We start from the raw sequence: 25,072 nt of genomic DNA on the forward strand, positions 1-25,072 counted from the left end.
GAAGCTGAATGATGGAAGTTTATCATTGTTCTGCTGACCAATTCGTTTTCAAAATCAACTTCATCAACACATTTTTATGAAACAATCCTATTTCTCAGACGAAGATTTCGAGAGCAAAGATTTCACGCAACTTCCTTTAGAAAAAAGTGAGTATGAAAACTGCACATTCAGAAACTGTAATTTTGAGTATGGAAACCTATCTGGCTTCAGCTTTACGGACTGTGAGTTTATCGAGTGTAACCTCAGCATGGCAAAATTAATAAAAACAGCATTCCATAACGTGATCTTCAAAGAATGTAAAATGTTCGGGCTTCAGTTCAATGAATGTAATGCATTCGGACTCTCTTTCAGATTTGATGGAAGTGCTTTACATAATTCCGTTTTTTATCAGACAGCCATTAAGAAAACAGTTTTCAAAAATACCAAGTTAATTGAGGTCGATTTTAGTGAATGTGATTTATCAAATGCCGTCTTTAGTAACTGTGATCTGTCAGGCGCTGTTTTTGATGCTACAAACCTCGAAAAGGCTGATTTCCGGACATCGGTAAACTATTCGATAGATCCGGCTTTAAATAAGCTGAAAAAGGCCAGATTTTCACTTTCTGAAATCTATGGACTACTGTATAAATTAGATATTGAAATTGACAAGAACAGTTGATATCTTCAGTCGTGTATAACTGCTATATTAAAATTTCAAAATTAAATCAATAGGAGCGGATTTTAACCGCTTTTCTCTTTAACTGTTATTCCCATTGGTTTTAGCGAAAACTTGCCAAAAATGAGCACATAAAAAAGCCGTCAGATTTCTGACGGCTTCATTATTTAAATCAATTATTTATAAAATTAAAAATTTGCGGGTGTAGCAAGAGTAGTAGCAGCTAAGTTATTGTAAGCTTCTCCTTCTTCGTTGATCACTCTTTTTGCGAATCTGAACTTAGGTCCCCAATAAGAATCATTCAGTGAAGAAATCATTACCCCTTTTGATGTTGCTGCGTGGATAAATTTAATCTCACCCTCTTCAGAAACACTTTCTACAATACCTACGTGAGAAATTCTTCTTCCGTGAGAAAAGAAAATTAAGTCTCCTTTCTGTAGCTCTCCTTTTTCAACTCTCTCTCCTTCCTGAGCCTGAGAAGCCGCTACTCTAGGTAAGCTAAGCCCTGCTGCTGCTCCGAATACAGAAAGAACAAAAGCTGAACAATCGATACCGTTTCTGGTTGTTCCTCCATATCTGTAAGGAGTTCCAAGGTATGTTTCAGCTTCTTCAAGGATACCGTCAATGGTTTTATTATGTTTGATTGCTTTTGCAATTTCAGAATTCTTAACTGCTTTTTTAGCACTAGCGATAGATGCCGCCTTTTCTGCAAGGAAAGAGTCGATAAGTTTTTGCTTATCCTGCTCCATTTTTTTGTTATCTATAGAAGCTAGTTTGGCATCTGTTTTGTATTCTTTTGTGTAAGTTGCTGGTTTTGAAACCACATAATTTGTAGCACACGATTGTAATGAAACTGTAGTAACTAAAGCAACTAAATAAAACAAAACTCTTTTCTTCATATATATTTGATTATCCGTGTTAAAAAGGAATATTTATTTTCAAAAGCATTACAAAAGTAGAGATTCCGAGCAAAAGACCCCTGATATGATAATTGTCAGGATCTTATTTTAACACATTTTAACATATAATTTACATATGTTAAAGAAAAATAAACCGCAACAGCCTGTTTTTGGTAAGTGTGCGGTTTTTTTTATTAAGATTCTTTAACAAACCTAATCGACTTTCTTCTAGAAATCAGGTTTTGTGACATAAAACTCTAATTTTAAGGGTTGTTAATAAAACAAAAAAATTCCCGGAAAACCGAGGAATTTAAACTAATATGGAACTTTACAGGACGTTATTTTGTAAACAACATTTCTCTGTATTTTGTCATCGGCCAAAGCTCATCGTCCACCATCATTTCCAGTGCGTCAGAAGCTTCTCTGATCGGATCGAATAATGGTTTTACTTTATTACAATAGCTTTCTGCCTGTTTTTGGCTGTCTGAAATACCTTTGGCAGTTTCTCTCGCTTTTAGAAGTTCTTCAACCCCAAGTTTAATTTTAGAAACATTTTCAGAAATGCTTGTAATTAAACTCATTTGTTCTTTTGCCAAAGATTTGAACTCTTTATCACCAAAGATTTCTTTAAGACCTTTTACATTTTCAATTAATCTGTTCTGATAATTTAATGCGGAAGGAATGATGTGGTTTCTTGCGATATCTCCTAATACTCTTGATTCGATATCAATTACTGTAGAATATTTCTCTAGCTTGATTTCGTTTCTTGCTTCCACTTCTCTGTGGTTGAAAATTCCCATTTCTTCATACAGATCTAAGAACTTCTTATCCATTTCCTGTTTCAAAGCTTCAGGAGTGGTTTTAAGGTTGTTTAATCCTCTTTTCTTAGCTTCTTTCGCCCAGTCATCAGAATATCCGTCTCCTTCAAACATAATGTTTTTACACTGCTTGATGTATTCTCTCAATACGTTGAAGATGGCTTCGTCTTTCTTAAGACCTGTTTCAATTAAAGCATCCACTTCTTTCTTGAAATCATTAAGCTGTTTTGCAGCAATAGTATTCATTACGGTCATGGACTCTGCGCAGTTTGCAGAAGAACCTACCGCTCTGATTTCAAATTTATTTCCTGTAAATGCAAATGGAGAAGTTCTGTTTCTGTCTGTGTTATCTAACAGGATTTCTGGAATCTTTCCGACTACATTTAATTTTAATTCTGTTTTTTCTTCCGGAGATAGTTTTCCGTTGGTTACTTTTTCAAGTTCTTCCAATACACTGAACAACTGGGTTCCGATAAATACGGAAATAATTGCAGGAGGAGCTTCGTTGGCACCAAGTCTGTGGTCATTGCTTGCAGAAGCAATACTTGCTCTTAAAAGGTCTGCATATTCGTGAACAGCTTTAATCGTGTTAACAAAGAATGTTAAGAACTGTAAGTTTTTCTTTGGATTCTTTCCAGGGCTTAAAAGGTTTTCACCAGTATCTGTTGCTAATGACCAGTTGTTGTGTTTTCCGCTTCCGTTTACTCCCGCGAATGGTTTTTCGTGGAAAAGAATGTGGAAGTGGTGTTTGTGAGCTACTCTTGCCATGATGTCCATCAACAGAGAGTTGTGGTCTACCGCAACGTTTACTTCTTCAAACATTGGAGCAAGCTCAAACTGGTTAGGGGCAACCTCGTTGTGTCTTGTTGTTGCAGGAATTCCTAACTTCATACATTCGATTTCCAGCTCTTTCATGAAGTTCATTACTCTTGTAGGAATAGAACCAAAATAGTGGTCGTCCAATTGCTGCCCCTTTGCAGGAGAATGTCCTAATAAGGTCTTACCTGTTAATACAAGGTCAGGACGAGATTGGTATAATGCTGAATCAACAAGGAAATATTCCTGCTCCCAACCCAAAGTAGGAGTTACCTTCGTTACGTTTTTGTCAAAATACTGCATTACGTTAGTCGCAGCTTCATCTACAGCATTCAAAGCTCTCAAAAGAGGTGCTTTGTAATCTAGTGTTTCTCCTGTATAAGAGATAAAGATGGAAGGAATACATAATGTAGTTCCCATAATGAATGCCGGAGACGTAGGATCCCAGGCTGTATAACCTCTTGCTTCAAAAGTATTTCTGATACCTCCGTTAGGGAAAGACGATGCGTCTGGTTCCTGTTGGATAAGCATGTTTCCGCTGAATCTTTCAATTGCTCTTCCTCCTTCAATGGGTGTAAAGAAAGAATCGTGCTTTTCTGCAGTAGTACCTGTTAAAGGCTGGAACCAGTGCGTGTAGTGGGTTACCCCTTTGCTCATTGCCCAGTCTTTCATCGCTACAGCTACCTGATCTGCAATATGTCTCTGGATCTTAGTTCCTTTTTTAATCGCATCCATGATAGAACCGAATGCTTCTTTTGTTAAATATTCTCTCATGGTTTCTTCTGAGAAAACATTTTTACAGAATAGCTCTGATAATTTCGCAGGGATCTCAACAGAGTTGTCTTTTCTGAAATCCTTAAATGGAAGGGTTTCTAATGCTTTGAATCTTAAGGTTGACATAATTGGGTTGATTTTTTACAGCGCAAATTTACAAAAAAAATGAATCAAAAATATTTTAACCCTAAAAATTTTAGGGGTGATCTGAAAATTTATATAATTTAAACAATTGTTTGGTGTTTTTTAACAGGGGTGTTTGTGATTTAATATTTAAGATGTGAGAATTCGCGCCTGTTTTATAGATGTCAATGTAAATATACTGTATATTGTGCAAATTAAAATAATACGATGGGATTAAACGACTTGTTAAAAGACAGTTAAAATAAAGTGGGCAAAGATTTTGTATATTTGTTTGAAATTTATTTTATGACAAATTCTAGAGCAAGAGAAACCACAGAGGCTATTGAAAGACTATATATCTCTATGAGACACCTATTTTATAGAGGATTTTTCAAGCCGGGCGGAGTTTCAGGAGAAAGTATCAGAAGTTTGTTGAAGACCATCAATCCCGAAATTTATGGAACCATGAATATTCCAAGTAAATTGGAACTTGACGGTTTGATGTATGTACTGGACAGACTTCCGGAAGGAATTGAAGAATGTGCTTTTATTCATCTTACATCTGATGAAGGGTTTGATAAAGGAAGTTTCGAACCCATTGTTCCGAAGAAAAGAAGAAGAAACTGTTATAGAATAGACGAACACCAGATGAATATTGAGGTTCTTTTGGGCCGTTCCGAAATTTATGATATTCTTACCCACCTTACCTTCCTTTTTATAGAAGCTGACAAAGTCCGTAATCTGGCATTTATCCAGGACGAAAACTGGAAGCCGACACGTGCCTTCAAAATTATTGAAGAAGTGGTAAAAGGTGAAAAGAAATACAGCAGAAAAGAAAAAGAAGTAGCACTTATTCATCTTTCTTCTTTAATAGGAAGATCTTTTGATGAGACTTTAAGAGCTTATAATACTTTTGGTGACGATCATAATCCTGACCGTCTGTTTAAAATCATTTACAACTTAGCAAAAGTAAGTCTTGATGATGCAAAAGGAAGCAGAGAAAGAGAGATTCATTTCAGTTCTATATTAAAAGAAAGAGTAGGTCACCACTATTTTGGAGAAAAATGGGCGAACAAAGTGAAAGAGGTTTTATTTGAAAATGATCTTCATATGCGTCCGTTACATATTATTTCAGCCAACATGCACTCGGTGAAAAATATGCTGTATGCCAATAATGCCCTTAAAAAGAAGCAGCACCACGAGGTGGATTATAAACTGTATGAAGAGATCTCCAACAAGAAAGAACTTCGTGATAAAGTTTTAAAATATGCTTTGGATGAAGGGATGATTCATATTGCAGATAAGAGTGGAAGTAATATTGATGTACAGATCATAGACCTCAGCAAAACAGACCTGAAAAATACGCCATTTGCAGACTGCAAGTTCGGAGGAGATGATGTGGTAATGGTTTTTGACTACGCATTCGGAGAGCAGGCTTTTGAAGTAATGGATGAATTACTTAGACCTTTTGAGCATAAAGGAGAAGTGTATATGATGCATGTAAAATCTGTTTCCATTATGGGTAAAGCAGGTATTCTTACCGGAGAGAAAGGTGATATCATGATTCCTACTTCCCATATCTTTGAAGGAACAGCAGATAATTATCCTTTTGAAAATGCCTTAAAACTGGAAGACTTTAAAGATGATGAATTAAAAGCTTTTGAAGGGCCAATGATTACCGTTTTGGGAACTTCCCTTCAGAATAAAGATATTTTATCATATTTTATGAATACTTCATGGAAGGCTATTGGTCTTGAAATGGAAGGCGCTCACTATCAGAAAGCCATTCAGGTAGCATCTAAAATCAGACATCATATTTCACCGGATCTTTTTGTAATGTATGCTTATTATGCATCTGATAATCCGTTGGAAACAGGAAGTACATTATCTTCAGGAGGGTTGGGTCTTACAGGGGTGAAACCAACGTACCTGATTACTTTAAGAATCCTTGAAAAGATTTTAAGAAGTGGTAAAAAAGAAGCTGCTGCTAAAAAATAATTGTAATTCAATATTATAATATCAACCTCAGATACTTTTGTATTTGAGGTTTTTTTGTAATTAGTTAAACACGAATGTCACAAATGTATTTGCACAAATTGCACTATTTTATTGTGTTTAAAATAGTGGTTTTCATTGGTAACATTTGTGTTTAAATAAAAACTTATCTTTAGGAAACATAAATAAAATATCCATGAGCTCAGTTTCACAACTTGCCAAAAGATTCAGAGAAGTACTGCTTGACGGTTTCTGGATCGCCAATACCAATTTTAAAGATCAGCTTTCAGAGGTGAGCTGGGAACATGCTGTGACAAAGATTGATTCTTTAAACACTATTGCGATGCTCACTTTTCACATTGATTATTATATTGCAGGAATTGTCAATGTCTTTGAAGGCGGGGATCTTGAAATCAAAGACCAATTCAGCTTTGATCTTCCTTCTATAGAATCTCAGCAACAATGGGAAGACTTGCTGAGTAAACTCTGGACGGATTCTGAAAGGTTTGCCGCATTATTGGAACAAATGCCGGATTCCCAACTTGATGAGGTTTTCGTTGATGAAAAATATGGAACTTACCGAAGAAATATCGACGGAATGATTGAGCATTGCTACTATCACCTGGGCCAGATTACTTTAATTAAAAAACTGTTGAAAAGCCGATAAAATATCCTTGTCAAGGTCTAAAACCTTGACAAGGATCACAAATAAGGTTAAAAAAAGAATTTAACAACCCGAAATAAAATCCATCTAAAACCATAACAAACAGGATAAGACCTCAGAATAACTCCTATTTGAGGTTCTTAGTTAAATTACCTACCTTTAGAAAAAATAAAATTTTAAATGAGAAAATCGGCTGCAATCATTTTTGCGTTTATCATTTCACAATTTCAGGCTCAGCAAGGAGCTTATTATCAGCAGACTGCGAAGTACAAGATGGATATTGATGTTAATGCTGAAAAATTTACCTATCAGGGAAAACAAACTTTAGAATACACCAACAATTCGCCGGATGAGCTGAATGTGGTTTATTTCCATTTATACTGGAATGCTTTCAAACCAAATTCCATGATGGATCAGAGAGTGGCTTCACAGGGAAAAAATGGTGATGGGAGACTTCAGAAAGACGGTATTTCAAGACTCGCTTCCATTCCAAAAGATCAGGAAGGAGCTCAGAATATTCACTGGATTAAACAAAATGGGAAAGAGCTGAAATTTGAAGTTCAGGAAACCATTATGAAAGTGTATCTGGCAGAACCTATCAAACCTAATTCTAAGACTACCTTTACAATGGATTGGGATGCTGTGATTCCTATGCAGATCAGAAGAAGCGGAAGAAATAACAGGGAAGGAGTAGACATGACGATGACCCAGTGGTATCCGAAAATTGCAGAGTACGATTATGATGGCTGGGCAACTTTCGATTATCTGGGAAGAGAATTTCATGCTCCGTTCTCCGATTTTGATGTTACTATTAAGATTAATAAAGATTATGTAGTAGGAGCAGGAGGAATTCTGGAGAACCCTTCAGAAGTGAAAGGCTATGATGCCAATGCAAAAATAAAAACAGAAAAAGATAAAAAGGCAATCTGGAAATGGACGGCAAAAAACATCCTTGATTTCGCATGGAGTGCAGACAGAGATTATTCTGTAGAAAGCTTCAATGTTCCGGAAGGTCCGAAAGTATATCTGGTGTATCAGAAAAATGATAAAACGAAAGCGTGGGGTGAATCTCAGCCGTATATCACGAAGTATTTCCAGATCATGAATGCTCATTTCGGAAAATATGTATATCCTACCTATGCCTTTATTCAAGGGGGAGACGGCGGAATGGAGTACGGGATGTGTACCATGATTTTAGGAGAAGCTAAAAGTGTTAAAGATTTGATGGGATTAATGGCTCACGAAGGATCTCACTCATGGTATCAGCAGATGCTTGCTACTAACGAATCTGTACGTCCGTGGATGGATGAAGGTTTTACAAGCTATGCGGAAGGCTATACCATGTATCAGTTATTCCCTGAAGATCTTCCGAATCCTTTTGTTGAAAGATTGGATGCCTACAGAAAATTTGTTAAGAAAGGAATTGAAGAGCCAGCTGTTTGGTTAGGTGATCACCATGATAACGGGACGTCTTACACGTTTGCATCTTATGTAAAAGGTGAGTTATACCTGGTGCAGCTTGGATATATTATGGGAGAGCAGAATCTTGCCGAAACCTTAAAGCAATATTATGATCAGTGGAGTATGAAGCATCCTTCAGACAGGGACTTCCTTCACATTGCACAGAAAGTTTCAGGGATGGATCTGAAATGGTTCCATAACTACTGGATCAATACGACAAAAACTATCGATTACGGAATTAAGGATGTAAAATACGATGCAAAATCTACTACCATTACCTTAGTCAATAATGGCCAGGTTCCAATGCCAATTGATTTTGGCGTAATGACAACCGATAAGAAGATCGTTACGTATCAGATTCCAATGAATATGACTCATACATGGAAAGAAAAGGATGCGTATGGTGAGTCTAAAACAATGCCTTACTGGCCTTGGACTCAGAAAGAGTATACGCTTACCATTCCTTACACAAAATCTCAATTATCTGTCTTGGGAATTGATTTCAGCCAGAGAATTGCAGATGTGAATATGGAAAATAACTTTGTTGAAGTGAAATAACAATAGACATATACAACGAAAAAACCACAGATTCATCTGTGGTTTTTTTTATTTTATTCCAAATTGCTGTACCATCCAGTGATTGGGATGATTTTGAGTAAGATCCTTCCTCAAATTTTCATCTTTGGTATTTAAATAACTGTATACCTTTAAAGGAACAGAATCCGGATATTCTTTTAAGCCGCTGGCCACCGTCATTTGTGCTTCTTCTTTTTTTGAGCCGCTATCTAAAGCCTCTGCTTTAAAAATGTAAATGATTGCCGGGAGCTTTCCATATACTTCCTTTGTTTCGCTTTCCAGAAGATGCATAGTTTCTATCTGAAACACCGGATTAGGTTTTTTCCCTTCTGCCACGGCCTGGCTGATATGCTGCTGATACATCAAAAAAAGATAAAGCAGGTGTATATTCTTGGTATTTGAATCAGAAACTGCTCTTTGAAGTTTGTGGGTAAACTCGGGAGTCATTTCATCATTGTCAGCCTGAAGATTTTTTTGATAAAACTCATCCATCAGATCATAAACTGTTTTATCCTGAGTATCAATTTTCGACTGACTCTTTATTTTTTGTAAAATGCTTGCCATTGAATTGCCGGATTGCGCAAAAATGGTGACGCTGAGGCATAGTAAAGTACCGAGGATCAGTTTTTTCATGAGTTAGTCAGAATAATTATAATGTGTTATTAAATATAGTGATTTGTTCTCAGGAAAGAAAAAATAAGTGTGTCATTGTAATTTAGTTTGATAATGACGGGTTCTTTTTCTTAAAATTATTAAATTTATTGCCTCAAAATCAAGCGGAAATTTCAATTATATATCATGAATTTCTTCTGAAAAATATGTCAATGAATTCAATCGTAATAAACGTAGGAAACAGCAATATCAGATTCGGTCTTTTCAATGGCGATAATTGTGATATTTCGTGGGTCATCAATACAAAACCTTACAGAACAGCAGATGAACTTTATGTACAGATGCTGATGCTCTATCAAACCTATAAAATTGATCCTAAAGAGATTGATAAGGTAATTATCGGATCCGTAGTACCTCAGCTGACCAAAGTAATGAGCTCCGGGATCAAAAAAATTCATGGAACAAATCCTGTGATTGTTGACAGAAATACACCTTCCGGAGTACAGGCTAAATCTAAGCAGATGGGAACAGATATCTATGCCAACCTTGTGGCTGCACATAATCTGTACCCGAACAGAAAGAAAATTGTCATAGATTTCGGAACAGCCCTTACAGCAAGTTGCGTAGCTGAAACAGGAGAAACTTTAGGGGTAATTATTGCTCCGGGAATTGTTACGTCTCTGAATTCACTGATTAACCAGACCGCACAGCTTCCGGATATCGAGCTGAAGAAACCAAAATCTGTTTTGGGACTGGATACGGTAACCTGTATGCAAAGTGGTATGGTATATGGTTTTCTCGGTATGGTAGAAGGTTTTGTAACCCGTATCAATGAGGAAGTGAACGATGATTGTTTTGTAGTGGCAACAGGAGGAGTTTCCCATGTTTACAAACCCCTTACGGATAAGATTCATGTGATGGACAGGCTCCATACCTTGAAAGGTCTTTATTTCCTCGGAAAAGATTTATAAATTTAAATGATTAAGGTTGAGGTTGAATCCAGCTGATACTTTAGTTCCTCAATCTTACAATTAATATAATGGAAAAATTTCCCGTACTACAAACCGAAAGACTGATCCTTTCACAGCTGGAAGAAAAGGATATCCCTTTTATCGTTGAACTTCTTCAGCATAGGATTTTTTCTGACCTTACCTCCAATATTCCTTATCCATACGTGGAAAATGATGCCAGATCCTGGGTGAAAATGTCGAAAGAAGCTTTTGAAAATAATACAGGGTATACGTTTGCTATCCGGAATAAAGAAGGTCAAATCATAGGAGCTATCGGGCTGCATGACAGAGATGATGATAAAGCTGAACTTGGCTACTGGATAGGAATTCCTTACTGGAACAAAGGGTATGTAACCGAGGCTGCAAAAGCAATAATAGATTTTGGCTTTAATGAATTGAAGCTGAATAAAATTTTTGCTACTCATTTTCCCCACAATCCTGCTTCCGGAAGAATTATGGAGAAAGCAGGAATGGAGCAGGAGGCTGTTCTGATAAAAGAAGTGAAAAAGGACGGAGAATATTTTGATCTGGTGAGATATTGTATCTTAAAAGACTAAACAGATCGTCTTACTATTTATAAAATTAAAAGCCGGAGAATATCAATATCCTCCGGCTTTTGTCTTTAATTATCTTTTACTTTTAAAAAATTCTTTAACAATAGAAGAGCATTCCGCTTCCATGATTCCCGTAATAACTTCTGTTTTAGGGTGGAGAGAAAGATGTTTATTGATAAAACCTCTTTGTTCATCCCGCGCTCCAATCACTACTTTCGAGATCTGAGACCAGGAAAGTGCGCCTGAGCACATCACACAAGGTTCCATCGTTACGTAAAGCGTACAGTCTTTCAGGTATTTTCCTCCCAGGAAGTTAGCAGCAGAGGTGATGGCCTGCATTTCGGCATGGGCGGTCACGTCATTTAATGTTTCAGTGAGATTGTGAGCTCTTGCAATAATTCTGTTGTTGGAAACTACTACACACCCTATAGGAACCTCATCTTTTTCTAAAGCGGCCTCTGCTTCCTGCAGTGCCATTTTCATGTAATATTCGTCGGTAAACATTTATTAGTCAAAATTTAGAGTGAAAGGTACTCTTAAACGTGCTCTTTGAGGAACTCCATCTTTTGTAGCTGGCTGCCATTTCTTTTGGGTAAGTAAAACTGCCATTTCAGCTTTTCTGTTAAACGCTGGATTTTCACCAAAACCTTTTACGGTGATCATGCTGCCGTCTTTTTCTATAATGAATATTACAACGCTTTGAACAATTCCTTTACCTTGAATGATTTCACCTTGTGCATCAAAATTATTGGCAATTTCTTTTTTGAATGCTTCCATGCCGTCTGGATATTTAGGTAGGATATAGCCTTCTTCTTTTGGGACGATTAGATTGTTATTAGAAATAGGATAAGCAGACTGTATTTTTTCCAACTCTTTCTGATATTCCAGATCTCTTTTAAGCTTCAGAGAAGTTATATCACTGTCTTTTTTTAAAGATATCCGTGTGCGTTTTCTTAAAGAAGCTTTTGCAAGAGCATCTTTATAGCCATCTTCTATATGCTGTATTTCAGCATCATATTTTTCTTTAATGAGTTTAAGAGCATCTGTTTGCTGTGAGAAATAAAAATTGAGGATAAAAAGCAGACTTATACTGAAATATTTTTTCATTATTCGCTGATTGTTAAAGTTAAAGGAAGTTTGAAACGATAGGTAGTAGGATCGCCTTTTATCGTTGCCGGGGAAAATTTTTCCGCCAGAGAATATAAAGCAATTTCTGCCTGTCTGTTAAAGGTGAAATTGTCACCCTGTGCATGAACATTACTTACTGTTCCATCTTTTTCAACAATAAAATCAACATCCGTTTTTATTATCTTCTCTTTAGAATATACTCCGTCAACATACAGCAGATTGGCGACTTCCTGTCTCAAAGAATTAATTCCACCTGGATAATCTGCAATCTTTTCAGCATCTGCAAACTTTTCAGATGAGGTGAGCCTGGGATTTTTGATGGTCTGAAGGTCTTCCAGATTCCTGACTTTTAATAAAGCTCCAATCAGAGCATTGTTTTCAATGCTGTCCATTTTTTTCATGAAAAAAAGAAAGTCTCCCTTTATCGCAGCTTTTTTTACCGTATTGGATTCTGCATCAAATTTCTTTTTGAACTCTTTATTCAGCATATTTCTGTGCTGATTATAATAACTCTTTACGAGTCTGAACTCTTCTTTCTGCTGTGCGAGAAAAAAGGAAGAAATAAAGCAGCTGATGCCAATGAATAAAGTTTTCAATAAAGGTTTATTTATGTAAATATAACAAAAAATATGAAATATATTCCTGATGATCAGCTTTCAAGATAACGGTTTAAAGATTCCTGTAAATGATTGCGGATGTCATCAACTAAACCTTTCGGTTCCAGAACGGTTACTTCTTTTCCGTAAGAAAGAATCTCCTGCATGAAATCATAAGTAGGGTGGAGGAAGAACTCAAAATAAATCTCTTCCGGAGTTTCTTTCGTTTCTTTCTGAGATTGATGAAGAGGGAAACTTCTGATGTATTCTCCCTGATGGCGGCTGCATTTCAATACAATGTTCTGTGGTTTCTGTTCTGCAAGGTTCATCACTCCGAATGCATTTTTGAAATGCTCCCTGAAGTTGTATTTGTACTTCTCCCTGAACTGATTTTTGGCTACATCCAGATAATTGATCCTGTCAAGCCCGAATGATTTTAAAACTTTGTCTTTGGTATCAATAGCAATAAGATACCATCGGTCTTTAGATTCTTTTAAAGCCAAAGGGTGAACTTTTCTGGAGGTCATCAGTTTGTTCTTGTAATTGTAGTGTTCAAAACTTACAACTCTTTTATTTCTGATTGCAAAGAACAGATCATAAAAATGTTCTACACCGGTGGGTTTACGACTTTCAAAAAAAATGAAATCTGAAAAATCAGGGTGAAGGTTCAGGGCATTGCTCACCTGGAAGGATTCAAGAAGTTTTTGATTGTATTCATCTACTTCCATAATCGGGCGGCTCTCGATATAATACCGGTTGTCGCCCTTTTTCTTGTTGTGAATAGAGAGGTTGAAAAGATCGGAAATCTCCCGGATATCCCTCTGCAGGGTACGGATAGAGTAGCTCTTGATTCCTGCATCCTGGAATTCAAAAGAGTTTAAAAGATACTCCTCCAGCTGTGAATAGGTAGCCGGAGAACTTTCTAATCTTTTAATTATTAAGGCATATCTTGTCAGATAAAAATCTTTCTTCATTTCTCTATTTTTTAGGGTGCAGCAACGCTGCATTCATGGTAAAGTTTTATAAGACAAATATATGCGGTTCATGCGACAAAACGTGTCGTGTTTTATTTTTTGTTTAAGTAGATCCTTTTAATATACATTTATTTTTGGTCTTCAATAGTAGCTAACGTAATATACAAAGGGAGACCTTCTTTGAAACTACTTTTTAGATGATTGTAAAAAAGTTGAAAATAATATAAGTTTTTATCTCTGACATTTTCCCGAATATTATAATGATATAATTCACCAAGAAATTCTTTAACATCTTCATAAAAAATAGAACGATTTGTAATAGGATCAAAATGTTCATTTTTGTAAGTTTTCAAATATTCCATAGGATTTTTGGTATGCTCTTCCGGTACTTTTTTCATTGTTTTCAGTACATCTCTAATTTTATTTTCCAGTGCATCAACAACAAACTCCCATGTGTTGGGTTCATAGTAAAAGTCTTTCTTCCCAAAGTCATCTCCTAAAAGTTCTTCAAAAACTTCTTTTTTGAAATCAAATTCATTCCATTCAGGATTTTCTTTATAGTCCTCTGTGCGTACATCAAAGCCTACATAGGTACCATCTGGGTTATACAACCCATTTTTTTTTACATCTGTTAATGAGATTATGATTTTATCTATTTTTTCTTCTTTCATAATAAAGTGATTTTTATAAGTCCCGTTGTATTCTACGTTGTTATGGGCTTTGTATTCTGTGTATTTTTTACCGTTTTTATGATAAGATCTGAACCATCCTTCCTGATATCCGTCTTTATATTCCTCTTCGCAAAAAAGCTCGCCAGTGTCATAGTATCGTAAAACAATACCTGTAAAAGGGCTGCCATTGTGATAATATATAGGAACTCCTCCGCCATCTAAACGGTTACATGTTAACTCACTTTCTTTTATTGTTAATACTTTCATAGGTTTAATTGGCTCCCATTTTTTATATATGATGAATATAGCAAGAATGTGACAGTTTAAAAAATATAAGCCACAGCATTGCTGTGGCTTATAATTATTGATCAAAATTCGATCTACCCATCCTTTTTTTGCTTTCCGGAGTTTCGAACCTCGTAAAAGCTTCAATATAGAATTTTGGTTTTGAAATGTTTATTATTATGCTGACATATCCTATTTACAGTTTTGATCAGGAAGAATATCTTTACTGAATAATTCTAAAATCATCTGTTCTTTTTCCATGGACCAGTCGAAATATTGATATTCTTGATCGGTGAAATTATATCTGTCTTTTCCATTATCAGGGAATGCAATAAACTTTTTAAATTTCCCATCTCTTTTAAATAATAATAAAATCTTTGGATATTCTTCTTGGATACAATCACAGCCGACACTATTAGATAATCCTGTTCTGACAAAAATATTTTTTTTAGAGTAATTAAACAGAATATTTGATAATCTTTCTTTTTCTAATGAAGAAATCATTCTGATTTGATTATGAAATTTAGTATCCAAGTAATTTCGAGGCTCATCTACATTTTTAATAAAGTTAGGATTTGCTATGTAAATTGAATCATACTCATTAAAAGGAAATATTTTCGTTCTTTGTATTGATGGAATCGAAAACCTTTCATAGTATTTATTATCAAAATCACCAGGATTTATTTCTCCTTTATTTTTTAATAATAAATCTCTTTTATATTCTTTGCAGTTCTTTTGACAAAATTTCACTCTAAGTGAATCTAAATCATTTACTTTCTGAGAATAAAAAAAATTACATAGTAATAAGACTGCCAGAAAAAGGATATTATTTTTCATGTTATATTATTTTATTATATCAGGATATTTTTTCTTGATCTTCTCTCTCATTTGGTTATATGAAGTCTCTGTTCCATGCATTTTTTCTATATAAAACTTCTTATAATTTTTTGCGTAATATTTTTGTGCACTATAAATTTCATCTAATTGATCCTGAGTTAAATTTTGGCTTCTTTCTTTTAATAAATATACTTCACTACTTGTATTACTTAATAACCATAGGTCTTTCTTTGTCGTTGTTAACGTATTGTTTTTAGTATTAAAAATATACCAGCCATCTGAGTTGAAAAATTTGCCACTAGGAGTCAAATAATTGTTTAATAATGAGCCAAAATATATTTTTTCTTTTGTTGAAGTAATTTCTTCATATGCCCTTTGTTTAATATCTGAACGATTTGAATTAGCAAAGATTTTTATTTCTTTGTTTGTCATACTTCCTAGTTCATTTAAAAAACCTTTATCATCAGCTTCATCACATGCAACAGAAAAGAAATTGGCTCCGTTTAACATATTGCTTAACAATAATTTTAGACTAATATATGATTTAATATCTTTTAGTTCCAACCCTCCTTGATGATATTTTTCAGATTCCTTTCTGAAATCTTCAAAATAGTCATCATTGAGAGATATTAAATCTTTTTTAGGCAGCTTTTCAAATACATTTTTTAAAGTTTTAAAAGCTAGAGCATCTAAAACTACTTTCATTGACTTTGCGTAGGTATGATCTGAAAAGGTGTTTCCATGGTGAACTATAGCCACATTTTTGAAATTAGATCTTTTACAGAGGTCTACAAAGCTTTCATAGTTTGCGAAACTTGGAATATGTCGTACTTCCCACATTTTAAAAGTTTCATCAAATTGGTATTTTCCATCTGACTCTAAAGTTATTATTAGATTAATGTTTTTCTTTTTTTGTTGTTGGTCATCTATAGTAGAATCTTCAAAGAAATTTTTCTTTTTTCTTTCTTCATCAGCCATTGTTTTTGCACTATAAATGCCTATAGGTCTATAATCATACATGGTTTTTGGATTTAATAAAATCAGGCGGCGTAAATTTCCGCCTGATCTTGTTATTATTTAAATATTGTTGTTAATTCTCTCGGTAATGTTGTAGCTCCATCACTATGTGATAATTGAGCGTCAGTATCCAGAGAAAAGCTTGTTTCAAATTCCAATTCTGATGGGTTTTCACAATTTTTAGGATCATTTTCCGGGAAAATCGGTAATGGCTGATTTACCGGAAGTCCTGTGGATTTATCCTGAAGGATCGTTAAGGTAGTAGGGATTCTGGTAATCCAGTATTTACCCTGAGGTTCTCCGGTAGGCTGTCTCATTTCGTCTACGATACTCATGTACATTGGGTCGCCGATTACCGGAACAGAACCGCCATTCCAGATCAATCCTGTTTCAAGGAAGAACTGAACAGCTGCTTCGAAACCTGGTTTTACGGTAACGATAATCCTTGCCATACCTGCCTGTAAGAAACTTCTGAACAATGGGTCCATACTTTCGCTGATATAGAATTCCTGCCAGCTCTTACGGTTGGCCCAATAGTAAGGATAGAAGGTGTAATCCATGATTTCCCATTCGAATGCCTGTTCCATAAACTTGGCAAGGGCTGTATATCTGTCAAGATTTTCATTCAGGTATACCTGGAAATTATCCATGGTTGTTTTCTCATCGGCACCGTTAGTTGTTTCCTGGCCTAATGTATAAAGGTAATCCTGTAATAAATAAGCAATACAGTTGTGCTTTAACACGTCATGTTCCATATAACGGTAGAAAGTATCCTGTCTTTCTTTAAGCTGAGCTTCTTTTTCTTTTTGCTCTGCATCTAATCTTGCCTGATCTTCCTGGAATTTGGCATAAGCAGCTTCATAGGCTTTAATAATATCATTAAAACTGTCTGTTTTCCACTTGCTGATAAAGGCATCGCTCAGCTCACAGTTCACAACGACTTTGATGGTATAACTTCTTACGTTGTGGCCCTTCACCTGGAAAGATACATTACCTGTGATATTGAAACCAGATGATCCATCGTCAAAATTAAGGTCTCCACCACGTTCAGAACGGCCAATCATATCTCCTTTTAAGTTTGAGAACATCACTTCAGAATAACGTGATCCTGACCATCCACCACCTCTGTTTCTTGTTGACCTGCAGGCGAAACTTGCATTTTTACCAGCATAATTGTCTGGGATGGTAAATTGTGTATGATCAATTCCAAAATCATCATTTGTCTGAGGAACGCTGGAAGCAGTATGAATTACTTGTTTGGTTGCTTCCGGGAATGCCTCTAAAGTTACTCCGTATTCCTGAGCCCAGTGCTGGATCTGTACAATCGTTGCAGATTTTGGATCTGCCATTAACCATGGTTCCGGTGCTTTTCTTGGATCTACAGGAGCTTTAAGCACCTGAGCCTTGGCAACAGTAAGAGCCAGACGGTGTAATCTTGAAGGTTCAGGAACCATAAACTCAAACATCGTACGCTTACCATAGTTGTAGATCTGGTTTTTCATTTTCTTGTCGATCCATCTGTAAACTCCGGTAATGTGTTTAGGCTGTGCAGCTTCAGCATTATCAGTGTTGGTTACCTTTCCTCTGTTATCATATTCATGAACATTGGTTTCCGTATATTCTTTGATGATTTTCTGTACTCTTTCTTCTGAAATTTTAGTAAGAACTCTTTCCATTGCTCTTTCTGTAATTTCCTGAGATTTCATTACAGCTTGTCTTGTACTGTCGTGCTGTGCCGTATTATTGGCATAGTCAGCTCCGATTTCAAACTTCATGGCACTGTCATTTCCATAGCTGAATCTTGTGTAGGCAGAAATACTCTGCTGCTTTTCAATTTCTTTAGCAACTTCGGTCTGCATATCCGTTCTGGAAGTTTTGGAAGTGTCTGACATCTTCTCTGTCTCCTGAGATTTGGAAGTTGTATCTGTAATTTCAGAGTATTCTCTGGAAACGGAAGACTTATGTCTCAGTTCGCTTGCCATAACGTTCTCAATATTGGACACTTCTCCCGGAACATAAGCATGAACACTTTGCACGACTTTCATATAATCTGCTACACCCAATCTTTTGATCCCGAAATTTTTTCGTTTTTGGGTTGTACCTGGTTCAGGTGTACCCGGATTTTCAACTGCTGCACGCTTCAGAGTCAGCATTCCGGTAAGGTTTAAGTCTTCTTTCAGATATTGTGTGGCAATCTCTCCATAAGCCTGGCTTCCGTTATCAAAAATAATTTCTATTTTGAAACTAAAGCTGGTTCTGAATCTGTTTACCAAAGCCGCAGGTAAGGTAATTTTATTATCAACTACAGAAATATTGCTGTAATTTTCTTCGAAAGTTCCGGCAGCATCTGTTGTAGCCGTAATTTTAGCATTGGCAACACTCCACGAAACATCTTCAACTTCAAAAGAAAAATTAACAAATCCTCTGCTGCCTGCTACTACGTAAGCACTGTGAGCATACAAGCTGTATGCCATCGGTGTTCTGGCGGTATTGTGAATAAGAGGTATTGAAGCTCCGCCGATATTGGCATACTGCTGTTCCGGAAGAGGACTGTTTTGAAGTGCCGTCTCCATGGAAGCAGAGATATTGTTTCTTACAACAAGTAAAGCATCAGCATAGCTTTCAATCTCATCATCAAGAATAATGGTCTGGGCACCCATTCTTAAGGTGTCATGCGAAAGGATCTGAAGGCTGTCTTTATCTTCTGCCACAGAAGTTAAGCTGGTTGTAGATTCACCGAAAAGTTCTACAAAAAGGTCAAAAGATTCCGGAGAAAGCTTTGCCTGCAAATCTTCCAAATTGATTTCATTTTTGTACGTAAATACGAAAGGAGCAACTTCATATTCTTTCAAAGTGCTGTAAAGACGTTCTTTTTCTTCTTCGGACATGTCCGGAGTGATTTTACTGTCTACTTCGGCCAGCTTTCTGTCATACAGTTCCAAACGTTCTTTGTTTTCTGTCATATATCTGGAATACTCATCCTGGTAGGCCTGATGTCTGGATTTATGGAATTTTTTCTGAAGCTTTTCCAGTTCGGAATTCAGTGTGTTCAGGGATTCTTTTCTGTGGATGGCTTTACTGGATACAAAAGAAGCTCTTGCTTCAGATTCTAATCTCTGAACTGTTCTTGCTGCCAAAACCGGTTCGGAACCTTCAGCGTTTGCAGATGAAACTAAAGAAGCCGTTTCCGTATCCTCTGAAAATAGAATGGTAGGAAGTATAATTTTTCCATCCATTGCTTTTTCCAATGGTTTTTCTCCATTAATTTTGATGATTTCCTGATCTGTAAGGTCCTGATTGCTGGCAAAACCAAGCTGAATAGCCATTAAAATGTGGCTGATGGCTTCTTTAATATAGAAATCTCCCTGGGTAACAATCTGATAAATATAATTATTCCAAAGTTGGGAAAATATAGAAATTCCTTCTGCGTTCAGCTGTCTGTTGGTATTAATAAGGCTTTTGTAATAATCCGTAACGAACGTCCAGTCAGCGCTTTCTAATGTTTCTTTTTTAGAAAGCTTTCTTCCGATCATCAGAAGGTCTCTAAATGCTCCTTCTTCGATTTTCTTTTCGCTTTCGAATCCGGAATTGTTAAACTCTCCGGCAGCCCTTTTCATGGCTGTAAATTTTAAAGTTTTGGCAGGTCTTCCAACGACTGCTGTATCAAAAACACCGGTTACTCCTTTAGGTCTGTGGATAAATCCTAAGTTTTTGTCTTTAATTTCTGTTAATTGAGGGTTTCTCAGACTTACAAATCTGAAAAGTGATTGTGATGCGTTATTGGTATTCATAGGGTTTGTTTCTTTGTAGTTAATAATTCCTTCTCCTATTAAGGATTTTCCGACAGTAAATGCGGATTTTACTGTTGATGTATTATTTGTTGGCATTTCGTTCTTATTTTTTGGTGTATTCAAGTGTTAGAGTAAACGAGTTGATAAGAGAATAATCATAATCAGGTGTATTCAACAGTTCAATAATTGCTCTTTCTCTTTCAATAGTGATGTAGACTTTTGTTCGCCACTGATTACCTGCAAATGCCGCTTTAAGGTCATCCCATTCTGTAAACATTTCGTTGGAGATAATGGTTTCGAGATCCGGGAATTCAGGTCTTAAGTCAATTTCACCTGTTCTCGGAATTTGATCCAGATACAAGGTTTTTTTGTAGACAGGCTTACCGTTGATCCATTTTCCACCCGTCAGCTCTTCTTTGGTACTGTAGGAATGCTGTTTGTCTGCATATTGTTTCTGGATGTAATCATTTTCCTGTGCGTTGTCTCCAAAATAAGTTTTAGAACTTAATCCTCTGGCATTTGATACCTGATGTTCTACCATAACAGGCTCATCAGGATAATTGCTTACCATAATTCCTTTACCGTCAGAATGATCGGTAAAACTCGTTAAAGAGGCTCCGGCATTACTTAAACTAAGTTTTGCACCATAAGCTCTAGCCAATACACCGTAATCTTTACTGACATCTAAATTTGATTGTATAGAATTATCTACACTGCCTGATGTGATCAAAACTCCGCTTGGAAAGAAACCTACCTGGTTTTTAATTCCGTCCTGAGTATTGATTTTATAGAGAAGAGATTCAATTTCCGGAGCTTCGGCATTTTCAAACTGGATATGACCGGAAACGGGATTGTTTACTTCTGTTCCTGTGATAGGAATGTAGTTTTGAAAGTCGGAAAGGTTTTTATATCCCAATACATTACCGGCATTAAGAACCGCAACTTTTGTATAAGTGTTATCTGCTAAAGGTGTTCTTTTTGCAGAAATCACGGCGTCAAAATCCAATGTTCTTGCAGCAAAGTCTCCACCAATTAAAGGCGTTACAAAATCATGGCGTCTTGCTACCGGATTGGATTCAATCACCAGTTTGTTGAAGGTTGAACCTCCTAATGGGGCATTACAGCCGATAACGACATTGTTATCACCCCAAACACCCATAGCATGCGTAGTGGAGGCGGCATTATATCCGACAAAAGTATTGGATCCCCATGCTCCTGAAGTTGTCGCTTTTCCATGAATATTTCCGGCAAAAGCACCTAAAAAAGTATTCTGAGTACCATTAGTTAAGGAATAAGCGGCTCCCAGACCAAGCGCGGTGTTATTGGTTCCGGCAATATTTTTGTTTCCTGCTTCATCTCCGATATACGTATTTCCATTTCCTGTTGTTGTTTCAGTTCCCGCTTGTGTTCCGAAAAAAGCATTGAAATTACCTGTTGTAAGTTTAGTTCCGCTTGAAACACCCGTTGCGGTATTCCATCTTCCCGTAGTGGTTTCATTTAAAGCATAAGAACCAAGTGCTACGTTATTTGCTCCGGTGGTTAACTTTGATAATGTGTTATAACCAATTCCCAGTCCGTAAGCTCCGGTGTGATCCGTATTCAAATTTCCAAACCAGAAGGAATACGTTGTAGGGCTGAAATTGATTTCACCTGCTCTCCCCTGGCTTGGCTGAAAAATAATAGGTTTGGTTGTTCCGTTACCTCTGTCTATGACATTCTGTAAATTATCATTCCCGCTAAAAGTGGGTTTGTCAGAAAGGTCATTATAACTTCCTGTTAAAGCTACTTTTTTTACAGTGATTTTTTCCTGTCCTTCCTGTGATAATGTTACACTTCCATCAGTATTGGTGGTAGGAATAATGCTGAATTCAGAAAGATTGATATGAAAGGCAGAACCGTCATTCTGGGTAATGGTAATCATATTTTGAGAGGCATCATATGCTGCATTTTCAATACTGATATCACGGGTTACCAGACTGCTTAGATCTACAGATTTACTTTGCTGAACACCATTCTCACCTGTATAGAAAACAGTTAAGACATTTCCATTCAACTGTGGAGCCTGAATTGTTGTCTGCGTTTCAATTTTTTCTTTCCAAAGCTGAGCATTCTGTGGGCTAAGATTGGATGCATTTACATCTGCTTTTTGAGAGAGATCATAATCTAATTGATCTGCAGGAATCTTTTCATCTTTGTGCCAATAGGAATCATGCCACTCCCAGAATTCTTCCTGTACTGGGATATCTCCGTTTTCGAAATATTTTTTTAATTCTTGTTTTGTTTTCATTTGCTTAAAAATTTTAATTGATGAGTTTTCCTCCCACGATTTCCACTGTGCTGTCAAAAGAATAAGGTAAATAGGTCGTTTCAGGGCCTAATGTTACTTTTGTAAGCTGGTTAACTCTGAAAGCATTGTTTTCAATTTTGAGTACACTGGCCGGAATGGTTACTGAGGTGAGTTGATTGCTGACAAAAGCATCCGAGTGAATTTCTGTTACTCCATCGGGAATCTCAACAGATGTCAGCTTATTGGCAGAGAAGGCTCCTTGTGAGATAATCGTTATTCCTTTGGGAAGACGAAGTTCTTTCAGCTGATTGGCTGTAAATGCTTGTATTCCAATATTGATAACACTGTCCGGAATAAATAAAGACGTCAATCTGTTATTGTAAAAAGCCCAATTGGAAATTTCGGTTACCTTTGGAGGAATTGTAAGAGTCGTTAAGCCACCGTTACTAAATGCGCTTTCCTGAATATTTGTTACGGAGTCAGGGATTTCTACATCAGTTACCTGCAGACCTGCAGTAAAATTTTTGGGAATAGTGACTGTTCCTTCTTTTATCACAATTTTCCTTTTTGAAAAGAAGGCTAATGAAGCATTTTTATCAGCATCCATTTCAGCGTAGAGTATGTTGAATGTACCATTCTCCAGACCTGCGATCTTGCGCATGTCAATTTTCTCATCCTTATGCCAGTAAGCGTCCTGCCATTCCCAAAAATCTTCCTGTTTTGGGATATCTCCATTTTCAAAATAGAGCTTTAATTCTTCTTTTGTTTTCATAAAACGTTGTGTGATTGATTAATAAGTTGATTGCTGTGATCTGTTCTTTTATAAAGCATGCTCACTTTTGTGCTATATTTTCAGACATAGTTCTGGCTGTTCAGCATTTTGTGAATGGTGAATTCAAAGGAATTGAGAATGTTTAATGAGTTTGCTGTACGGTTATTATAGAGATTTCAAAAGTAATGTTGAACAGCGCCAGAACTTGTCTTGTATTAATTTTTATTTAAAAAATATCTTCTTCTAGTAATCCTTTTTCAAAATCTTCCCTGAAGAAGTTTTCAATGTCAATGAGATAGTTTTCATAGTCCATCTCAGCATTTTCGATATCGCTCCATTCTATTGTATAGAGATCTTCATTGAAGAGTACATCGGTATTGTGATCTGGTGTTTCCATGTTTTGTGTTGTAAGGTGTTGGTTATATTTTGAACATATTTTAGACTGTTCAGCATGAGAAAATGTTGAATTCAAAGGCTTTTAAAAGTTTTTAAGAATTGTTGTTGTTGTGTCTTTTTAATACTCCAAAGGTAGTGGGGCAAAGCGACAAAACTTGACGTGTTTTTAAAAAGATTTTTTAATTTTTAAATATAATCTTAATAGCTTATATGATACTGTTATAAGGTAAAAAGCTTATATTTTATTTTTGATGAGTTTCTGAACAATCTGGTTCAAAGTTTCTCTGTGATCATCAATATAGCTCAATCCGGCTTGTATCAGATTTTCGATATTGGATCTTCTTACATTATCCATTGCGGGAGAAGCATTTTTCAGTGAAGGATTCAATCGGTAATAGTTTTTTTGATTTCTAAGTCCCAGCGTCTGAAACATTTGTTCCAGCTGATAATCCACTGTTTCTGCGTTGGCAGACATCAAAATGTCGACGATTGGGCTTACCCAGCCAATTTTTCCAGCCTTTTCCAATCTTTTAAAAGAATAAGGTCTTGCTTCAATTCCTGTTCCGATAGAGACAATGATCATGTCGTTTACGCTTGGGTGATTAGCTTTCTGATGGTTTTTTAAAACTTCTGCGAAAGGAATCTTCCTTGCTTCGGCATAAGCACAAAGCGCGGGATTATTAGCAAACATTCCTCCATCAATCAAACTGAAAATCTGGCCATACATGGATTTAATCTGAACAGGGCTAAAATACGTAGGAGCGGCTGAAGTCGCTCTGCAGATATCTCTTACATAGAAATTATCTGTGCTGAGGTTGGCTTTCCACGAGTTGAAAAGTTTCGCCCTTCTGTTCTCTATATCATAACTTGTTATTAAACATGGTTTTATTAATTCTTTTAATTCTAAATTTCCAAAGAAATCATGTAAATTTTTTTCCAGAGCTTCCTGGGAAATTTTTTCATTCAATAATCCGAATGGATTAACCAGTTTTTCCCAAAAGGAAACCTGGAAGATGTCGCCCCCCTTTTCAGCATATAATTCCAATCCTTTCTGAATAGAATATTTTGCTTTTCGGGTTTCATCAGGAGAGAGAATAATAGAAGCAATCAGACCTCCGGTGCTGCTGCCAGCTACCAGATCAAAATAATCTCCCAGCTTGGCGGAAGGCTTATCATAATACTGGAGCTGTTCTTCTATGTAACGCAGAATAATGCAGGTTACAATTCCCCTTATTCCACCTCCGTCCAAAGAAAGAATGGTTGTCTTTTTCATGTGATATTTTTAATGGTTTGTTAAAAGGACACATGCAATCTTAAATCTACAGAATCTTATTGACTGGTCAGAAAATGTTGAGATTCCA

Annotated in this window: 21 protein-coding genes; 6 read left to right on the forward strand and 15 right to left on the reverse strand. The window is 36.3% G+C overall.

What is annotated here, in order from left to right:
- Positions 1–76: 76 nt before the first annotated feature.
- Positions 77–658, forward strand: coding sequence for a pentapeptide repeat-containing protein (locus RHP76_RS16070; protein ID WP_280213208.1), 582 nt, complete (start codon positions 77–79; stop codon positions 656–658).
- Between the two features lie 185 nt (positions 659–843).
- Here RHP76_RS16070 and RHP76_RS16075 read toward each other — a convergent pair whose 3' ends face one another.
- Together RHP76_RS16075 and RHP76_RS16080 are read right to left on the reverse strand one after the other, a co-directional pair.
- The gene (locus RHP76_RS16075; protein WP_062673158.1) at positions 844–1,554 is read right to left on the reverse strand and encodes a C40 family peptidase; all 711 of its coding nucleotides are present in this window, start codon (positions 1,552–1,554) and stop codon (positions 844–846) included.
- A 338-nt stretch (positions 1,555–1,892) separates the two neighbouring features.
- On the reverse strand, positions 1,893–4,088 hold the full coding sequence (locus RHP76_RS16080; protein WP_062673160.1) for a glutamine synthetase III family protein: 2,196 nt from the start codon (positions 4,086–4,088) through the stop codon (positions 1,893–1,895).
- Positions 4,089–4,391: 303 nt separating this feature from the next.
- On the opposite strand from RHP76_RS16080, the gene RHP76_RS16085 reads away from it, so the two are divergent.
- The 3 genes from RHP76_RS16085 (at position 4,392) to RHP76_RS16095 (ending at position 8,763) form a co-directional block, all read left to right on the forward strand.
- Positions 4,392–6,083, forward strand: coding sequence for a DUF6909 family protein (locus RHP76_RS16085; protein WP_311228575.1), 1,692 nt, complete (start codon positions 4,392–4,394; stop codon positions 6,081–6,083).
- Between the two features lie 193 nt (positions 6,084–6,276).
- Positions 6,277–6,747 (forward strand): DinB family protein, encoded by a 471-nt coding sequence (locus RHP76_RS16090; RefSeq protein WP_311228576.1) that lies wholly within the window; start codon positions 6,277–6,279, stop codon positions 6,745–6,747.
- 177 nt (positions 6,748–6,924) lie between these two features.
- Positions 6,925–8,763 (forward strand): M1 family metallopeptidase, encoded by a 1,839-nt coding sequence (locus RHP76_RS16095; RefSeq protein ID WP_311228577.1) that lies wholly within the window; start codon positions 6,925–6,927, stop codon positions 8,761–8,763.
- 48 nt (positions 8,764–8,811) lie between these two features.
- Here RHP76_RS16095 and RHP76_RS16100 read toward each other — a convergent pair whose 3' ends face one another.
- Positions 8,812–9,414, reverse strand: coding sequence for a hypothetical protein (locus RHP76_RS16100; protein ID WP_311228578.1), 603 nt, complete (start codon positions 9,412–9,414; stop codon positions 8,812–8,814).
- Positions 9,415–9,605: 191 nt separating this feature from the next.
- Here RHP76_RS16100 and RHP76_RS16105 point away from each other — a divergent pair, with 191 nt between their 5' ends.
- Positions 9,606–10,364, forward strand: coding sequence for a type III pantothenate kinase (locus tag RHP76_RS16105; protein WP_120232445.1), 759 nt, complete (start codon positions 9,606–9,608; stop codon positions 10,362–10,364).
- Positions 10,365–10,432: 68 nt separating this feature from the next.
- Positions 10,433–10,960, forward strand: a complete 528-nt coding sequence (locus RHP76_RS16110) for a GNAT family N-acetyltransferase (RefSeq protein ID WP_120232446.1) — start codon at positions 10,433–10,435, stop codon at positions 10,958–10,960.
- 69 nt (positions 10,961–11,029) lie between these two features.
- On the opposite strand, the gene RHP76_RS16115 is transcribed toward RHP76_RS16110, so the two are convergent.
- The 12 genes from RHP76_RS16115 to RHP76_RS16170 all read right to left on the reverse strand — a co-directional run bounded on the left by RHP76_RS16115 (position 11,030) and on the right by RHP76_RS16170 (position 24,984).
- The gene (locus RHP76_RS16115) at positions 11,030–11,461 is read right to left on the reverse strand and encodes a nucleoside deaminase (protein WP_120232447.1); all 432 of its coding nucleotides are present in this window, start codon (positions 11,459–11,461) and stop codon (positions 11,030–11,032) included.
- Positions 11,462–11,464: 3 nt separating this feature from the next.
- Positions 11,465–12,064: an energy transducer TonB gene (locus RHP76_RS16120; protein ID WP_311228579.1), complete on the reverse strand. Its 600-nt coding sequence runs from the start codon at positions 12,062–12,064 to the stop codon at positions 11,465–11,467.
- Entirely contained in the window at positions 12,064–12,681 is a 618-nt protein-coding gene (locus RHP76_RS16125) for a hypothetical protein (RefSeq protein WP_311228580.1), read from the reverse strand. The genes RHP76_RS16120 and RHP76_RS16125 overlap by 1 nt, the downstream gene beginning before the upstream one ends.
- A 53-nt stretch (positions 12,682–12,734) precedes the next feature.
- Positions 12,735–13,655, reverse strand: coding sequence for a helix-turn-helix transcriptional regulator (locus RHP76_RS16130; RefSeq protein ID WP_288444208.1), 921 nt, complete (start codon positions 13,653–13,655; stop codon positions 12,735–12,737).
- A 128-nt stretch (positions 13,656–13,783) separates the two neighbouring features.
- Positions 13,784–14,758, reverse strand: a complete 975-nt coding sequence (locus RHP76_RS16135; protein ID WP_311228581.1) for a toxin-antitoxin system YwqK family antitoxin — start codon at positions 14,756–14,758, stop codon at positions 13,784–13,786.
- 45 nt (positions 14,759–14,803) lie between these two features.
- Positions 14,804–15,448 carry a hypothetical protein gene (locus RHP76_RS16140; protein ID WP_120232449.1) on the reverse strand — a complete coding sequence of 215 codons (645 nt, stop codon included), beginning with the start codon at positions 15,446–15,448 and terminating at the stop codon, positions 14,804–14,806.
- A gap of 6 nt (positions 15,449–15,454) precedes the next feature.
- On the reverse strand, positions 15,455–16,426 hold the full coding sequence (locus RHP76_RS16145; RefSeq protein WP_311228582.1) for a hypothetical protein: 972 nt from the start codon (positions 16,424–16,426) through the stop codon (positions 15,455–15,457).
- Between the two features lie 95 nt (positions 16,427–16,521).
- On the reverse strand, positions 16,522–20,352 hold the full coding sequence (locus RHP76_RS16150; protein ID WP_311228583.1) for a hypothetical protein: 3,831 nt from the start codon (positions 20,350–20,352) through the stop codon (positions 16,522–16,524).
- A 7-nt stretch (positions 20,353–20,359) separates the two neighbouring features.
- Positions 20,360–22,543 (reverse strand): hypothetical protein, encoded by a 2,184-nt coding sequence (locus RHP76_RS16155; protein ID WP_311228584.1) that lies wholly within the window; start codon positions 22,541–22,543, stop codon positions 20,360–20,362.
- Positions 22,544–22,556: 13 nt separating this feature from the next.
- Entirely contained in the window at positions 22,557–23,315 is a 759-nt protein-coding gene (locus RHP76_RS16160) for a leucine-rich repeat domain-containing protein (protein ID WP_311228585.1), read from the reverse strand.
- A gap of 226 nt (positions 23,316–23,541) precedes the next feature.
- Positions 23,542–23,712, reverse strand: coding sequence for a hypothetical protein (locus tag RHP76_RS16165; protein ID WP_157885767.1), 171 nt, complete (start codon positions 23,710–23,712; stop codon positions 23,542–23,544).
- 234 nt (positions 23,713–23,946) lie between these two features.
- A complete protein-coding gene (locus tag RHP76_RS16170) occupies positions 23,947–24,984 on the reverse strand; it encodes a patatin-like phospholipase family protein (protein WP_062673188.1) in 1,038 nt (345 codons plus the stop codon).
- Between the last annotated feature and the right edge of the window lie 88 nt (positions 24,985–25,072).

This window comes from Chryseobacterium sp. SG20098 (assembly GCF_031844745.1).
Classification (GTDB): domain Bacteria; phylum Bacteroidota; class Bacteroidia; order Flavobacteriales; family Weeksellaceae; genus Chryseobacterium; species Chryseobacterium cucumeris.

Excerpts from the sequence above, each read along its gene's own strand:
- RHP76_RS16070 (WP_280213208.1), top strand. The coding sequence starts at position 77 with ATGAAACAATCCTATTTCTCAGACGAAGATTTCGAGAGCAAAGATTTC.
- RHP76_RS16075 (WP_062673158.1), bottom strand. The coding sequence starts at position 1,554 with ATGAAGAAAAGAGTTTTGTTTTATTTAGTTGCTTTAGTTACTACAGTT.
- RHP76_RS16080 (WP_062673160.1), bottom strand. The coding sequence starts at position 4,088 with ATGTCAACCTTAAGATTCAAAGCATTAGAAACCCTTCCATTTAAGGAT.
- RHP76_RS16085 (WP_311228575.1), top strand. The coding sequence starts at position 4,392 with ATGACAAATTCTAGAGCAAGAGAAACCACAGAGGCTATTGAAAGACTA.
- RHP76_RS16090 (WP_311228576.1), top strand. The coding sequence starts at position 6,277 with ATGAGCTCAGTTTCACAACTTGCCAAAAGATTCAGAGAAGTACTGCTT.
- RHP76_RS16095 (WP_311228577.1), top strand. The coding sequence starts at position 6,925 with ATGAGAAAATCGGCTGCAATCATTTTTGCGTTTATCATTTCACAATTT.
- RHP76_RS16100 (WP_311228578.1), bottom strand. The coding sequence starts at position 9,414 with ATGAAAAAACTGATCCTCGGTACTTTACTATGCCTCAGCGTCACCATT.
- RHP76_RS16105 (WP_120232445.1), top strand. The coding sequence starts at position 9,606 with ATGAATTCAATCGTAATAAACGTAGGAAACAGCAATATCAGATTCGGT.
- RHP76_RS16110 (WP_120232446.1), top strand. The coding sequence starts at position 10,433 with ATGGAAAAATTTCCCGTACTACAAACCGAAAGACTGATCCTTTCACAG.
- RHP76_RS16115 (WP_120232447.1), bottom strand. The coding sequence starts at position 11,461 with ATGTTTACCGACGAATATTACATGAAAATGGCACTGCAGGAAGCAGAG.
- RHP76_RS16120 (WP_311228579.1), bottom strand. The coding sequence starts at position 12,064 with ATGAAAAAATATTTCAGTATAAGTCTGCTTTTTATCCTCAATTTTTAT.
- RHP76_RS16130 (WP_288444208.1), bottom strand. The coding sequence starts at position 13,655 with ATGAAGAAAGATTTTTATCTGACAAGATATGCCTTAATAATTAAAAGA.
- RHP76_RS16140 (WP_120232449.1), bottom strand. The coding sequence starts at position 15,448 with ATGAAAAATAATATCCTTTTTCTGGCAGTCTTATTACTATGTAATTTT.
- RHP76_RS16145 (WP_311228582.1), bottom strand. The coding sequence starts at position 16,426 with ATGGCTGATGAAGAAAGAAAAAAGAAAAATTTCTTTGAAGATTCTACT.
- RHP76_RS16150 (WP_311228583.1), bottom strand. The coding sequence starts at position 20,352 with ATGCCAACAAATAATACATCAACAGTAAAATCCGCATTTACTGTCGGA.
- RHP76_RS16155 (WP_311228584.1), bottom strand. The coding sequence starts at position 22,543 with ATGAAAACAAAACAAGAATTAAAAAAATATTTCGAAAACGGAGATATC.
- RHP76_RS16160 (WP_311228585.1), bottom strand. The coding sequence starts at position 23,315 with ATGAAAACAAAAGAAGAATTAAAGCTCTATTTTGAAAATGGAGATATC.
- RHP76_RS16165 (WP_157885767.1), bottom strand. The coding sequence starts at position 23,712 with ATGGAAACACCAGATCACAATACCGATGTACTCTTCAATGAAGATCTC.
- RHP76_RS16170 (WP_062673188.1), bottom strand. The coding sequence starts at position 24,984 with ATGAAAAAGACAACCATTCTTTCTTTGGACGGAGGTGGAATAAGGGGA.